Source organism: Prevotella scopos JCM 17725 (assembly GCF_018127785.1).
GTDB lineage: Bacteria > Bacteroidota > Bacteroidia > Bacteroidales > Bacteroidaceae > Prevotella > Prevotella scopos.
Map to the genome: position 1 here is coordinate 424,567 of NZ_CP072390.1, position 14,298 is coordinate 438,864.

At 41.1% G+C, this 14,298-nt stretch carries 11 protein-coding genes; 10 read left to right on the plus strand and 1 reads right to left on the minus strand.

The window, feature by feature from the left end; genetic code table 11:
* The first annotated feature begins 48 nt into the window (after nt 1-48).
* The 9 genes from J4856_RS07125 (at nt 49) to J4856_RS07165 (ending at nt 11,605) form a co-directional block, all read left to right on the plus strand.
* The gene (locus J4856_RS07125; protein WP_025837560.1) at nt 49-1,023 is read left to right on the plus strand and encodes an AAA family ATPase; all 975 of its coding nucleotides are present in this window, start codon (nt 49-51) and stop codon (nt 1,021-1,023) included.
* 36 nt (nt 1,024-1,059) lie between these two features.
* Nucleotides 1,060-2,373 (plus strand): DUF58 domain-containing protein, encoded by a 1,314-nt coding sequence (locus tag J4856_RS07130; protein ID WP_025837563.1) that lies wholly within the window; start codon nt 1,060-1,062, stop codon nt 2,371-2,373.
* Between the two features lie 393 nt (nt 2,374-2,766).
* Nucleotides 2,767-3,249: a hypothetical protein gene (locus tag J4856_RS07135; protein WP_025837565.1), complete on the plus strand. Its 483-nt coding sequence runs from the start codon at nt 2,767-2,769 to the stop codon at nt 3,247-3,249.
* Nucleotides 3,246-4,187 (plus strand): calycin-like domain-containing protein, encoded by a 942-nt coding sequence (locus tag J4856_RS07140; protein ID WP_025837566.1) that lies wholly within the window; start codon nt 3,246-3,248, stop codon nt 4,185-4,187. The genes J4856_RS07135 and J4856_RS07140 overlap by 4 nt, the downstream gene beginning before the upstream one ends.
* 14 nt (nt 4,188-4,201) lie before the next feature.
* Complete coding sequence (locus tag J4856_RS07145) at nt 4,202-4,996, plus strand: HmuY family protein (RefSeq protein ID WP_025837568.1); 795 nt, start codon at nt 4,202-4,204, stop codon at nt 4,994-4,996.
* 74 nt (nt 4,997-5,070) lie between these two features.
* Nucleotides 5,071-7,041 carry a TonB-dependent receptor plug domain-containing protein gene (locus tag J4856_RS07150; protein ID WP_025837569.1) on the plus strand — a complete coding sequence of 657 codons (1,971 nt, stop codon included), beginning with the start codon at nt 5,071-5,073 and terminating at the stop codon, nt 7,039-7,041.
* A 23-nt stretch (nt 7,042-7,064) separates the two neighbouring features.
* Nucleotides 7,065-7,937: a hypothetical protein gene (locus J4856_RS07155; RefSeq protein WP_025837570.1), complete on the plus strand. Its 873-nt coding sequence runs from the start codon at nt 7,065-7,067 to the stop codon at nt 7,935-7,937.
* A 498-nt stretch (nt 7,938-8,435) separates the two neighbouring features.
* Nucleotides 8,436-9,758 carry a thioredoxin domain-containing protein gene (locus tag J4856_RS07160; protein ID WP_025837571.1) on the plus strand — a complete coding sequence of 441 codons (1,323 nt, stop codon included), beginning with the start codon at nt 8,436-8,438 and terminating at the stop codon, nt 9,756-9,758.
* 29 nt (nt 9,759-9,787) lie between these two features.
* On the plus strand, nt 9,788-11,605 hold the full coding sequence (locus J4856_RS07165) for a MutS-related protein (protein ID WP_025837572.1): 1,818 nt from the start codon (nt 9,788-9,790) through the stop codon (nt 11,603-11,605).
* A gap of 330 nt (nt 11,606-11,935) precedes the next feature.
* On the opposite strand, the gene J4856_RS07170 is transcribed toward J4856_RS07165, so the two are convergent.
* A complete protein-coding gene (locus J4856_RS07170; protein WP_025837573.1) occupies nt 11,936-12,760 on the minus strand; it encodes a Cof-type HAD-IIB family hydrolase in 825 nt (274 codons plus the stop codon).
* Nucleotides 12,761-13,255: 495 nt separating this feature from the next.
* Between J4856_RS07170 and J4856_RS07175 the strand changes: the two genes are divergently transcribed.
* Nucleotides 13,256-14,269 carry a class II fructose-bisphosphate aldolase gene (locus J4856_RS07175; RefSeq protein WP_025837575.1) on the plus strand — a complete coding sequence of 338 codons (1,014 nt, stop codon included), beginning with the start codon at nt 13,256-13,258 and terminating at the stop codon, nt 14,267-14,269.
* Nucleotides 14,270-14,298 lie beyond the last annotated feature (29 nt).

A 14,298-nucleotide genomic window follows, 5' to 3' on the forward strand; every position in this document is an offset into this window, starting at 1 on the left:
ATGGATGAGCAAAATAAGAATGTAATTGATGAGCAAACAAAAAATAAGATGGAAGAGCATAAAGAAGAAAGAACCGACCTCACTGCATTTAGCCAAAAGGTATTGCAGTTGCGTGAAGAGATTAGTAAGGTTATTGTTGGCCAGCAGGAGACAGTTGCCCTGCTGTTAACAGCGATTCTTGCAGACGGTCATGTGTTAATTGAAGGTGTACCTGGAGTTGCAAAAACCTTGTTGGCACGTCTGATGTCTCGGCTGATTGATGCACGCTTTAGTCGTATTCAATTCACGCCAGACCTTATGCCAAGCGATGTGCTTGGTACGACAGTGTTCAACATGAAGACCTCTGAGTTTGACTTCCATGAAGGTCCTGTGTTCTCAGATCTCGTCCTTGTTGATGAAATCAATCGTGCTCCTGCAAAGACACAGGCAGCTCTCTTTGAAGTAATGGAAGAGCGCCAGGTGACAATTGATGGTACCACTCACCCTATGAGCGATGTCTATACGATTATTGCAACACAAAATCCAGTAGAGCAGGAGGGAACCTATCGACTCCCAGAAGCCCAACTCGACCGTTTCCTCCTCAAGATAAGAATGGGTTATCCTTCTGTTGATGAGGAAGTGAAAATCCTCAAACGTCATCAGGAGACGAGAAACCTCATCAGGTTGGAAGATGTCAAACCAGTATTGACTATCGATGAGCTTTTGGATATGCGTAAGAAACTTGATACAGTATATGTCGAAGACAGTCTGCTACGTTACATTGCAAATATCGTGGAGCAGACGCGCACTTCAAAGGCTGTCTATCTTGGAGCTAGTCCACGTGCTTCTGTGGCTATGCTTAATGCTGCTAAGGCTTCAGCTTTATTGGGTGGTCGTGACTTTGTAACACCAGAAGACATCAAGTTTGTTACGCCAAGTATTCTTCAACATCGTCTTATCCTCACTGCTGAGGCAGAAATGGAGGGCTACACCCCATTGAAGGTTGCGCAGAAGTTGATTGACAAGGTGGAAGTTCCTAAATAACGTGACAGGAGAAAATCTTAGACAAATAAAGAAGAAATGTTCCTTACTAAAAGGTTTTATTTTATATTAGCAAGCCTTACGCTGCTCGCAGGGTTTGGTTATGTGTATCCACTGCTTTTCATGGGGGTAAAGGTACTTTTGTTTATCTTTGCAGCTATGGTTGTGGTAGATGCTGTTATGCTCTATCATCGTCGTGGAATAACAGCAAAGCGAACCTGTTCTGAACGTTTCTCTAATGGTGATAAGAATGTCGTCAAGATAAGCCTTGAAAGTAAGTACTCCTTCCCTGTATGGCTGACGGTTATAGATGAGGCTCCTGAAGTGTTTCAGCGGAGAGACATTAGCTATAAGAGTCATCTTGTAGCGATGGGCAAGAATACAATTCGTTATACGCTTACACCTAAAAAACGCGGCGTTTATTCCTTTGGAAAGATTCGTTGCTTTACATGTACTGTCTTAGGACTTGTTGAACGCCGATATACTTTGGGCGAGGCTGAGGATGTAAAGGTTTATCCATCTTACATGATGTTGAATCGCTATGAACTCCTGGCTATAAGCAATAACCTCACTGAGATGGGGATTAAACGGATCCGTCGGGTAGGAAATAATACGGAGTTTGAGCAGATAAAAGACTATGTGAAAGGTGATGAATACCGAAACATAAACTGGAAGGCGAGTGCACGTCGTAATCAGTTGATGGTTAATGTCTATCGTGATGAGCGTTCGCAGCAGATTTTCTCAGTCATCGATAAGGGGCGTGTTATGCAACAATCGTTTCGAGGTATGACACTCCTTGACTATAGTATTAATGCTGCTTTAGTATTGTCTTATGTTGCTATGCGCCGTGATGATAAAGCTGGATTGATAACCTTTGCTGACAAGTTGGATACCTTTGTCGCTCCTTCGTTGCGTACGGGTCAGATGCAACTTCTCTTAGAGTCGCTTTATGCGCAGGAGACCCAGTTTGGTGAGAGTGACTTTAGTAGTTTGTGTGCCAATGTTCATAAACTGGTGAGCAAGCGCAGTTTGTTTATTGTCTATACGAACTTTTCGGGCATAACAGCTCTTAATCGCCAGTTGGCTTACTTAAAGCTACTTAGTCAGTGGCATCGTGTACTTGTTGTTTTCTTTGAAGATGCAGAGATGAATGACTATATTCGTTCGCCGAAACACTCGGTAGAGGATTATTATCAACATGTTATCGCAGAAAAGTTTGCCTATGAGAAGCGCCTGATTGTCTCAACCTTACGCCAGCATGGTATCTTTAGCGTGTTGACCACTCCTGATAAGCTAAGCATTGATGTCATCAACAAATACTTAGAGATGAAGCAAAGGCAAATCTTAACCTAGTCTTAAGGCTCCGCACAACTTGTGCTAAGGCCCCGCACGCGTGGTGCTGAGGCTCCGCACGAATGGTGCGGATGGTATGCACGAATACAGTTGATTATGGACATTATGTAGAATAATATCAAACTGGTATCTAATTACAAGCAAAGATGTGTCCTGTCATCATTAAAAGGCAAAGCTTGTTTGAGGAGGGGCTCATATAACTAAAATCTCGGAGCATGGTAGCGGAATGGTTTATATCACATTTTTCATAAATCTATCTTATATTTGTAGGTATGTGTTTGTGCTTTTTAAGCCTATTTCTTCCTAAAATCATTATTAATAGGTATTGTGTTATAATAGTGTTTCTTATACCTTTGCACTTAATTAGAATTTAATATAAACAGAATTAGTAACATGAGAATTAAAACTTTATTTCTTACACTTACCGTTACACTGTTAGCTTCCATGAATGCACTTTCTGCTTCTGCGGCTGACTATGTGAAAGTAAGTGACAAAGATGGCAAAGACACTTATTTTGCTCTGTCTGAGAAACCTATTGTTACTTTCACTTCCACCATTATGATTTTGACTGCTGGAAGTCAAACAGTAGAGTATCCTCTGACAGATTTCCGTGCTTTTGCTTTTGCTAATCCACAACCAGCTGGTATTAGATCGCTGGATGAAGAAGGCAACAATGCTGTCTTTTCTTTTGGTAACTCCTTGAAGGGAGAAGGCCTGAAAGCTGGTAGCCAAGTCGCTGTTTACACCATCAATGGACAGTTAGTAGGCCGCTCCACTGTAAGCCAGAGCGGTACTGTTGAGATTCCTCTCGACGGACAAACAGGCGTTTTTGTAGTTAAATCATTATCTAAGACATTTAAATTCATACGTAAATGAAAAAGATTTTTACTTTAGTAATCGTATCTTTCTTGAGTGCACTCGCAGTACAGGCACAGTCATTAAAGGTAACCAAGACAGATGGTAGCGTTGTAACTTATAATGCATCTGATATTTCAAAGATTGAGTTCTTACCAAGTGAAACCCCTTCACAACCAAAGTTGATACACGAGTTTACAGGCTATCTGACTGTAAAGAACAAGATGATTAATAATGTGCGTTATGACAATGGCGCTAAGATTAAGGTGTTGCAGGACGGTGGTAAGTTCCTTGCAGAGTTCTCCGATACTCAGTGGGGTACTGGTTCTTTCGTGATAACCATGGCTAATCATGCTATTAACGGTACTGGAAAGATGAAGATTGCAAACCCAAATGGTGGTGGCGCAGCGAAGGAGTATGATGCAACAATGAGTGGTTCGATGACAGAAATAAAGATTTCAATCCCATCACTCATGGGTGGTACTGATATTACTTGGCATTATGCTGAGGCTTCAGCAGCGTCTAAGGTGGCAGGAAACTATACTGGTACGACCTCTTTGAAGGTGGGTGTAGTGCCTGGTTCATTCACATCTGCAACGGTTGAGTATAAGGTTACTGCTAATGAAGATGGCTCTATCAATGTGACAGCATCTGAAGAGAAGTACACAGGAGTTACTATGGTAGGAAACTTGACAATAGGAACATACACCGTAAAGAACCTTGCTTACGATAAGGAAACCAATAGCTTTAGTCGTGATTATAGCAGTGATGATCTCAAGGTTTATCTTAAGTCTGAAGGAGGTATGATGAGTCTTGATAAGAACTATGCTTTCGAGTCACCAAGTAAGATTATTGTTAAACTTGATGAGAATGGGACTTTGATAATTACAAATAGCTATAAGCTTGCACATATGCCACTCTCAATCTCAGCAACATATACTGGTAAGAAGGCTAAGTAAAACGTTATACGCTCATGCACAGAGTATTTCGCCCTATTTCTATCCTTGCAGGCTGTGCCATTATGTTAATGGTAACAGCCTGCAACGGCATTTTTAAAGATATATATGATGAGGCTCCAGCCACAGCAAATGTAACAACAGAAGGTCAACTTCTTGTTAATGCCGCCAGTTGGAAGGACTGGTATTATGTTGACTTTGACTCTTTACAGATGTATATCGAGCGTAAAGATACTGCAGGATTGCTTAAGGCACAGACGAACTTCACGCATTATGCCATTCCAACGAGTCTAACATCGGGTAGTGATGATGGAAAGACAGGTTTATATACTTACTGGTTTGATGTTTTCGGGAAAGGAATCTCGGTTAATGAGAAGCGCAGTTTCACAGCTACCGATGCACAAGCTGAACCTCAGTCATGGAGCTTAGCCTTCCATCGTAACAATGTAAGAACGAATGGTGGTGCTGTGCTTGAAACGAAATACACCTCTTTAAATGAACTTCCAAAGAATAGTTCCTATTTCTTAGGAGCAACATTTCAAGAAGATGAATGGACAGAGAACGAGGTTTGGGAAGACCAGTCGCAGATGCTCTCGAGCCTAATAGGGTGTCAAGGGATAAAAATCAATAAGGTCCTTTCTTCTTGGTTGAAGATCGAAATACCCCCAATGCCTCCAGCTTTTACCATGAACAATCATGTCTTTATTCTTCGTCTGAAGAATGGTAAGTATGCTGCTTTGCAGTTGGAGAACTATATTGGTGCCGATGGAACCAAATGTTGGTTGAGAATCAATTATAAATATCCATATTAAACAGAACACAAAACCTTTTTGCAATCGGTTCTTTTGAAGAATAGAGATAAGGTTATGAGATCTTTTGATTGGTTATGAAACAAAAAAACATTATACTATCAGCTCTTGTTTGTCTGCTTCCTACAACGATGTGGGCGGATGAGTTGCTTGATTCTATATACAAATCCTTAGAGTTAGAACAGGTTGTAGTGACGGGAACACGTACACCGAAGCTACTTGCCAATACCCCTGTGTTGACGAAACTCATCACAGCTGATGATATCATGAAGACGGATGCCACCAATCTGCGTGATGTTTTGCAGCAGGTGATACCAGGTATTGAGTTCTCATATGCCATGAATCAGCAGGTCCACATGAACTTCTCAGGCTTTGGTGGACAGAGTATGTTGATTCTTGTAGACGGTGAACGTCTTGCAGGTGAGACGATGGATGATGTCGATTTCAATCGTATTGGTATGGATAATGTTGATCACATTGAGATTGTGAAAGGTGCTGCGTCTGCGCTTTATGGCTCTAATGCTGCTGGTGGAGTTATCAATATCATCACCAAGAAAAAGCCAAATCCATGTGCACTCAACTTAAATATGCGCTTTGGTCGCCACAATGAGCAACGTTATGGTATGTCATGGCAATACGCAAGAGGTAAGTGGAACAATCTGTTTACAGTTAATAGGAATAGTTCTGACAACTTCAACGTACACAATGGACCCAATCCAATTACGCGAGTAGTTTCAACTATCTATGGTGATGCTGTTTGGAACTTTAAGGAACAACTTACTTTTAGGTTGAATGAAAAGCTTCGTTTGACAGGGCGTGCAGGCTATTTCTATCGCCAGTTGGTACGTACATCAGAGGTTCCAGAACGCTATCGTGACTTTTCAGGTGGTCTTCGTGGAATGTGGACACCAGACCTTGTCAATAGTGTTGACTTCTCCTATGCTTTTGATCAGTATGATAAGTCAGACTATCAGCGTATCACTCGCCTTGATATACGCGATTATTCAAATGTACAGAATAGTATTCGCTTACTTTATAATCACACTTTTGAGGGAGATAACGTCCTTTCTGTAGGTGCAGATTATATGCATGATTATCTCTTTAACACGAACTTAGAGGGACGAATCCGTAAGCAGGACTCTTTCGATGCCTTTGCACAATACGACTGGAATATCAGTCCAAAGTGGGAGGTTGTGGGTGCCTTGCGTTACGACTACTTCTCAGATGGACGCATCTCACGGCTGACTCCGAAGGTAAGCGCACGTTATCAGCCAATTCATAACTTGAATGTTCGTCTCAGTTATGGTATGGGTTTCCGTGCGCCTACATTGAAAGAGAAGTATTACAACTTTGATATGTCAGGAATATGGATTGTTGAAGGTAATCCCTCTTTGAAACCAGAGGTAAGCCAGAATTTCAATGCTTCGGTTGACTATACAAAGGGACACTATAATTTTACAGTAAGTGCTTACTGCAATCGGATTGAAAACAAGATAGCCACCGGAGCACCTTATTACAAGAATCCATCGGATGTTGTACCACATCTTCCTTATATCAATCTGAATCATTACATTGTTAGCGGTGGTGAAGCAACAGCACAGGCTCGTTGGACAAATGGTATCACAGCACGCTATAGCTATGCTTTTACCCACGAACGCCTACCGAAGGATAAGAATGATAACGCCGTTAACAATCAGTATATACCTGCCCGTAAGCATTCAATGACAGGTCACATTGATTGGGATCATCAGTGGTCGAAGAACTATGGTACAAACATCGGACTTGATGGACGTTTTCTCTCAGCTGTCGACAATGAAGAGTTTGTTGATTACTATGACATCTCTAAGGGTATAAAAACAATACATTACCCCGCATACGCACTCTTCAAACTCTCTTTGGTGCAGCGCATCAGTAAGGCGGTGAAGGTAAGTGTCATTCTCGATAACATATTTAATTATAAACCAGAATATTATTATTTGAATTGTCCATTGACTGATGGGACAAACCTTATGGTGGGAATGTCAGTGGATGTTGATAAACTATTTTAAAGCTCTCAATACCTTTTTAATTTATGGGAAAAAGTAAAATCTATTTATGGCGAACACTCGCCTCGTTTATCCTTGTGTTGTTCACGATGCCTTTGGGTCATGCACTGATGATTATAATGGAGAAGACGATGACACCAGAAGCTGTGCATTATGCTGGTTTTACAATGGGGTTCGTGGGCTTGATACTGGTAATCATTGGTGTTTTTGTAAAAGGTGATACACGTCAAACACTCTGGGGACTTATTGGTGGTCTGCTTTTCTGGACAGGTTGGGTAGAGTTTCTCTTCCAATATTATGCTCACCGCTTTGGTGTGCAGCCTGAGATTGAAAACGGAGTGATTGTCACGAAACCTGAGTATCTTATTCTTCCAGCGTCCTTCGGTTTCTGGATGATGATGATGACAATGTACATCTTCAGTACACGTAATGGTTGTAACTTTATCACATGGATTCAGAAACGTTTGTTTGGAAATCGCAAGAATGAGATTGCTTTTCAGCCAATGACACGCCACACTTCCATTGTCACCTTTATGGAGGTGAATATGATTCTTTGGGCTTCTTATCTTCTGCTGATGTTCTGCTATGATAAGAACTTCCTTGGCGATCACCACCCAGTAACCTTCCTCGTTGGTATAGGCTGTTTCATCGGTGCAATCTATATGTTTAAGAAGCAGCTTTATATTGCTTCGTGGGGTGCAAATATCCGTATGTCGGTTGCAACTGTGATTGTTTTTTGGACGCCAGTGGAGATACTCGGACGTATCAATTTCTTCAAGGAGTTTTGGGTTAATCCACAAGAATATGCCGTGCAACTCCTTTGTATCTTGGCTGCGTTCGTCCTTCTGCTGGTTTATATGTGGGTGAAAGGCTCTAGAAAGAAGCATAACAACAAATAACAAGACTCTTCGTTGAGGAGGGTGTTGGTGGTTAATGTTGTTGGCTGATAGCGTTTACTATCGTTGGGTGATATTGTTCAAATATGTATCCTCCTTTTCTCTGTGTGCTACATTATACCGGGAGACTGACTTTTATCACACAATATTTTAGAAGAATCTGAAACGAATAATGGTTCAACTAGAAACTTTTCAACCATCACGAGGATTATCTCGCTTTCTATTCTCCTCCCTGCTGGGGAGGGGTTGAAACCGGAAATTTAATTTCCTGTCATTCCTGTCATGTATAGTAGGAAGTTAACTTGTTAGATTACAGCCGGATATAGGAAATGTTAAAAATGACAGCAAACTAAAACAAAACTATTCTTGTATTTTTTATTCTTGAACTGTTAGTTTTTATCAAATTTCCTGAAGGACGTTCACATTGTGAAGCAGGAGGGTGCTACCTCAGCTAAGAAGTATATTGTCCGTTAAAAAAAATCGTAAAACCATAAAGCAGATATGTTACGTAAGTTTTATTTACTATTTTTTTTCATCGTTGCTGTCTTTTCTTCTACCTTGAAGGTTAAGGCACAAGAGTATAGTCTGATTGCAGCTGCAGGACAAAAGGTATATGTGCCCATTACGGCAACGAATGTAAAGGGAAAGATGAACATCACCAATTATGGCAGACCCGCCATTAATAATTTTGATTATACACTATCTTTCAATGGTACGGAGTTGTATTCAAAACATTATGTCTTGCCACAAGCGCTGAATCGTTATGACGATGCTACGATAGAGATTGATGTTCCGCCTTACACAGAATTAGGTGAGGATGAGCTGATATTTACGATTACGAAGGTAAATGGAACTCGTAATAATGCTACTGTCAACTATTCAACACTCCCGAGAGTAACTGTCACAAAGGTGCCTCATAGGAGAGTTGTTGTTGAAGATTACACGGCAATGTGGTGCAGGTACTGTCCACGTGGCATTGCATTAATGGAGAATCTTGCACATAAGTATGGCGATGATTTCATAGGTATAGCTGTTCATACGGGACGTGGTTATGAGCCGTTATATTGTGAGGACTATGCCTGGAATATTGCAGAAATCAAGAATTATCCTACACTCACAATGAATCGAAGTCGTATTCTCTCATCTTACATAGCGCAAACTGAATTTGAAGAGGAACGTTCAAAAGGAGCTTATATGGATATTGAAGCGTCAGCGATGTGGGATAAGGAAAAGAACAATATTACCGTTACTCCCCGAGTTACCTTCCGTCTAAACCGGAAAGAAGCTCCGTATGGTTTTGCGTACGTGCTGACGGAGGACGGAATGTCTAATCCTAGATGGGCGCAAGCCAACATAGAAAGTGGTAATACTGAAGTTCGCGGTATATCAAGTGAACTCGATTATTTCGTCGATGCGGCTAGTACTATCTATAACCTTAAAAACAACTCTGTCGCTATTGCAGCTGAAGGGGTGAAAAATCCTGTTACAGGCAAGATAACAGCTCCCATTAAGGCAGATGAACCACAAAGTCATACATTCATCTTGCAGAATATTTCTAACAAGAGCATGATCCAAGACAAGTCTAAATTAAGCGTATGTATATTCCTGATTAATACGGAAACTGGGTACATTGAGAACGCTACTAAGTGTGCTATCTCTGATTTTAATACCACAGGAATTTCTTCATTGTCACAGGGAGAGGGCCGAGTTGTTGAGACAGCACGCTATGCCCTTGATGGTCGTCGTATTACGGCTCCACAAAAGGGTATTAATCTTGTGAAGTTTAGTGATGGAAGTGTTCGTAAAGAGGTAGTGACACAGTAATGTCCTCGGGTTTGATATATGTTTACATTATGAACAAGCGTTTGAGAGAATCGTACCAGCAGAAGGCAGAAGAGACGAGCAAGCTACTCGTCTCTCTCCGTAATCGAAGTCGTGTTTTTATCCTATCAGAGATAGGTTCTTTTTTAGTAGCCATTGGTTTTGTAGTTCTCTACACCTTAATAGATAATGCAGCTTGGACGCTTCTTTGCGCCTTAGCTGCATTGTTGTTTTATCTTTATATTCGTCGTCGTGACGTGCTGAACGACCGAAAGATAAAGACGGCAGAGGCTCTGCTGCGAGTTTATCAGAATGAGATAGACTATCTAAATGGCTACTTCTCTGGCTTTGATGCTGGCGAACAATATGTTAATCCGCAACATCCTTATACCTTTGATATGGATGTTTTCGGCACAGGTTCGTTGTTTCAAAGAATGAATCGCACCATCTCAACTGGTGGTAGTGACCAGTTGGCAGCTTGTCTATCTACGGAGTGGGGAAGTGCAAAGAGAGAGGAACTTGTTGGGCAAATACGTCAACGAATGGCTTCTGTTGACGAATTGGGGAAGGCAGAACTATTCTTGTCAGAATTCAAATCTTTAGGTGTAAAGGAACGAATCAATACGGAAGAAGTGCTGAAAGCATTGACGGATGTTCATTGCCAGAGCTTTCCAAAGTTTTTTCATAGCTCTCTTTTACGTTATTTCTGTTATGCTGATTTACTCGGTTTCTATGTGAGTATTGTGCTTTCCATTGTGGGATTGGTTCCTTTCTTATTACCTGTATGGTGGGGAATATTTAACTTTATGTTCTCTTTCCTTTGTGGGCATAAGCACATGCGTGTCATTTCTGAACTGATAGCAAAGGTACATACGCAGGTAGATGGCTACTTACGTGTATTGAAATTGGTTAATAAGACTGAGTTTAAGTCTGCCGAACTACAAGCTTTGAAAAAGAAACTTGCGGGTGCGGAGGAGTCTTTTGAACAATTAGAACTTATCTTACAAAAGATTGATAACAGAAGTAACGAGGTGGGTGTCTTTGTCTTTAACAGTTTTGCTTTGATTGACATTGCAATCGTAAGACTCTTCCTTCGTTGGCAACATACTTATGAGCAGCGCACGAATGAGTGGATAGATAGTCTAAATCTCTTTGATGCTTTGGTGTCAATGGGTAACTTCCGATTGAATGAAGATAGGGCAGTACAGGCAGAAATCAGCGAGGAGAATAAGGTGGTTTATGATGCGAAAAATCTTTATCATCCCTTCCTTGGCGAGAAGGCTGTTGCAAACGACTTCACAATCCATGATCATGAGTATTATATTGTTACGGGTGCGAATATGGCAGGTAAGAGTACTTTCCTGCGCTCGTTGGGTATAAATTACCTCTTGGCGATGAATGGTTTGCCAGTCTTTGCTAAGCAGTTGAAGGTCTCAGTATTCCATCTCTTTACGAGTATGCGTACGACAGACGACCTTACGCATGGCATCTCTTATTTCAATGCTGAGTTGCTTCGTTTGAAAAAGTTGTTAGGATCGCTGCGTGATGATGTACCAAGTCTGATTATTTTGGACGAGATTTTGAAGGGAACAAACTCTCTCGATAAGTTGAATGGCTCTCGTCTTTTCTTACAATATATCGCTGAACGCAATGTAACAGGCGTTATTGCTACTCACGACCTTGAACTTTCAAAGATGGAAGAGGAATACGCAGGGCGTTTTCATAATTATTGTTTTGAGATCGAGTTAGGCGAGGATATCACTTATTCGTATAAGATTACAAAGGGAGTAGCACGTAATCAGAATGCTACATTCTTGTTGAAAGGAATCTTAAACCCCAATCGTATTTGAGTGATAACCCTTTCAGATCGTAGTTTAAACGCTTGTTTGTTTAGAAATTTATTTACAATCCAATAGCCGTTTTTACCTTATTTTTAGGGTAAAAATGGCTATTTTTGTTGCTTTTGTAAGTATCATGTATTCAATTAGTTACAAAACCGTAAAGTAAAAGGTGCTTAATTGGACTTCAAAAGGGCGTTACTTAGACTCCTAAAGGGCATCTTTTGCAAGCCAATTAGGCGTCTTTTGGAAGCCAAAAGAGCATGTGTTAGTTTTGAACTATGTGAAAATAGTTTACAATACGGCTAATAATCAGATGAGTTGTTCGTAGAAGATATCCTCTTAATTCATGTTCTCTGGTGAGAGGATAAAGTGTTCAATGACGTGTGCAACACCATCTTCTTCATTTGATAAAGTAACGAAGTCAGCTTCACTTTTAATGTCTTCTGCTGCGTTAGCCATAGCAACACCAAGTCCCGCAAAGCGAATCATGCTAAGGTCGTTATAGCCATCGCCACAGGCAATAACCTTTTCGCGGCTGATACCGAGTGATGAGATGAGACGGTCAAGAGAGCGTGCCTTGTCGATACCAAGTGGTACACATTCAAGGAAGAAGTCGGCAGAACGATATACATCCATCTTCCCTTCCAACTCTTTGGCCAATCTTATCTCCAACTTGTGGAGAGGGGTAGGGTCGCCAACAATCAAGCATTTGTTGATAGGATAGACCAACTGATTGAGGAAATCGTCATATTGCGTGACAGGCATCTTGTTGATAAAAGCCTCGTGTTGTACGTATTCGTCATCTTTATTAGTAGCAGCAATACCCTCACCTTGATAGGTTAGGATTTCCATTCCAGCTTTTTTGGCTTCTTGAAAGAGGATAGGTACAAGCTGTTCGTTCAATTTCTGTTCAAAAAGAACTTCGTTGTTAGTGCAATCAATAATCTTTCCGCCATTGAAAGCGAGGATGAAACCGCCATTTTCTTTTAGTTTCAATTCTTCTGCTAAAGGGACGATGCCGTATGTAGGTCGTCCAGATGCCAATACGACATGTACCCCAGCAGCCTGTGCTTGCATGAGAGCTTGTTTTGTACGTGGGGTAATCTCCTTTTTATTATTGGTCAGTGTGCCGTCCAAATCGAGCACAATCATCTTATACTTCATCTTGTTTGTCTTCTTATTACTTTGTAATTCCCATATGGATAATGACTTATATTTATCGAAAACCATTAATCCTTGTGCAAAGGTACGGCTTTTTATGGACTAAAGGTTGTGTTTGCCTTGATATAAAATGATAAGTATGAAAAAAAATTAGATGCGATACAATAAATCGCAAACGTTTACGTGAAGGATTAACTTTCCTTTGGGTCTTTATCGTAGGCCCATTTGCTGGTGGTGTACTTGCATCAGTAATTTGGCGTGTTATTGAGCCATCTGAGAAGTAATTAATTTATCAAATAAATGTTTGGTTAGGCTTATTAGGCAGTCATGTCTAATAAGCCTAATTATCTTTTATTCCAAAAACTATTGTCTTTTATTACGGATTTTAACACTTTAGGTTTATTAAATATGTACGATGTTTTGGCTATCAGAAAATAAAACCGTACTTTTGCATGTGTAAATAGGTATAGAGTTATTAATTTTTAAAAGATAAAAGAAATTATGGTAGATTACAAGAAATTAGGTCTCGTGAACACCCGTGAGATGTTTAAGAGAGCAATTGACGGCGGTTACGCTATTCCAGCGTTCAACTTCAATAACCTTGAGCAGCTTCAGGCTATCATCAAGGCTTCTTCTGATTTGAAGTCACCAGTTATCCTTCAGGTTTCTAAGGGTGCCCGTAAGTATGCTAACCAGACTCTTCTCCGTTACCTCGCAGAGGGAGCAGTAGAGTATGCTAAGGAGTTGGGTTGCCATCATCCAGAGATTGCACTTCACCTTGATCATGGTGATAGCTTCGAGACTTGCAAGAGCTGTGTAGACTTCGGTTTCTCTTCTGTAATGATTGACGGTTCTTCTCTTCCATATGAGGAGAATATCGCTTTGACAAAGAAGGTTGTTGAGTATGCTCACCAGTTCGACGTAACTGTTGAGGCTGAGCTCGGCGTCCTCGCTGGTGTTGAGGATGACGTTGTAGCTGAGGTTTCTCACTATACAAAGCCAGAAGAGGTTGTTGACTTCGCTACTCGCACAGGTTGTGACTCTTTGGCTATCTCAATCGGTACTTCTCATGGTGCTTACAAGTTCACTCCAGAGCAGTGTACACGTGACCCAAAGAGTGGTCGTCTTGTTCCTCCTCCATTGGCATTCGATGTTCTCGCAGCTATCGAGAAGCAGCTTCCAGGTTTCCCAATCGTTCTCCACGGTTCTTCTTCAGTTCCTCAGGAGTATGTTGATATCATCAACGAGCATGGTGGTAAGATGCCTAACGCTGTTGGTATTCCAGAGGAGCAGCTCCGTCAGGCAGCTAAGAGTGCTGTTTGTAAGATTAACATCGACTCTGACTCTCGTCTTGCATTCACCGCTGGTGTTCGTGAGACATTTGATGAGCACCCAGAGTACTTCGATCCACGTCAGTACTGCGGTAAGGCTCGTGAGTACATGGAGCAACTTTACAAGCACAAGATCATTGACGTTCTTGGTTCTGAGAACAAGCTTGCTAACCTCGACTAATCATTTGTTGAGGTCGGCTTGACAGAATA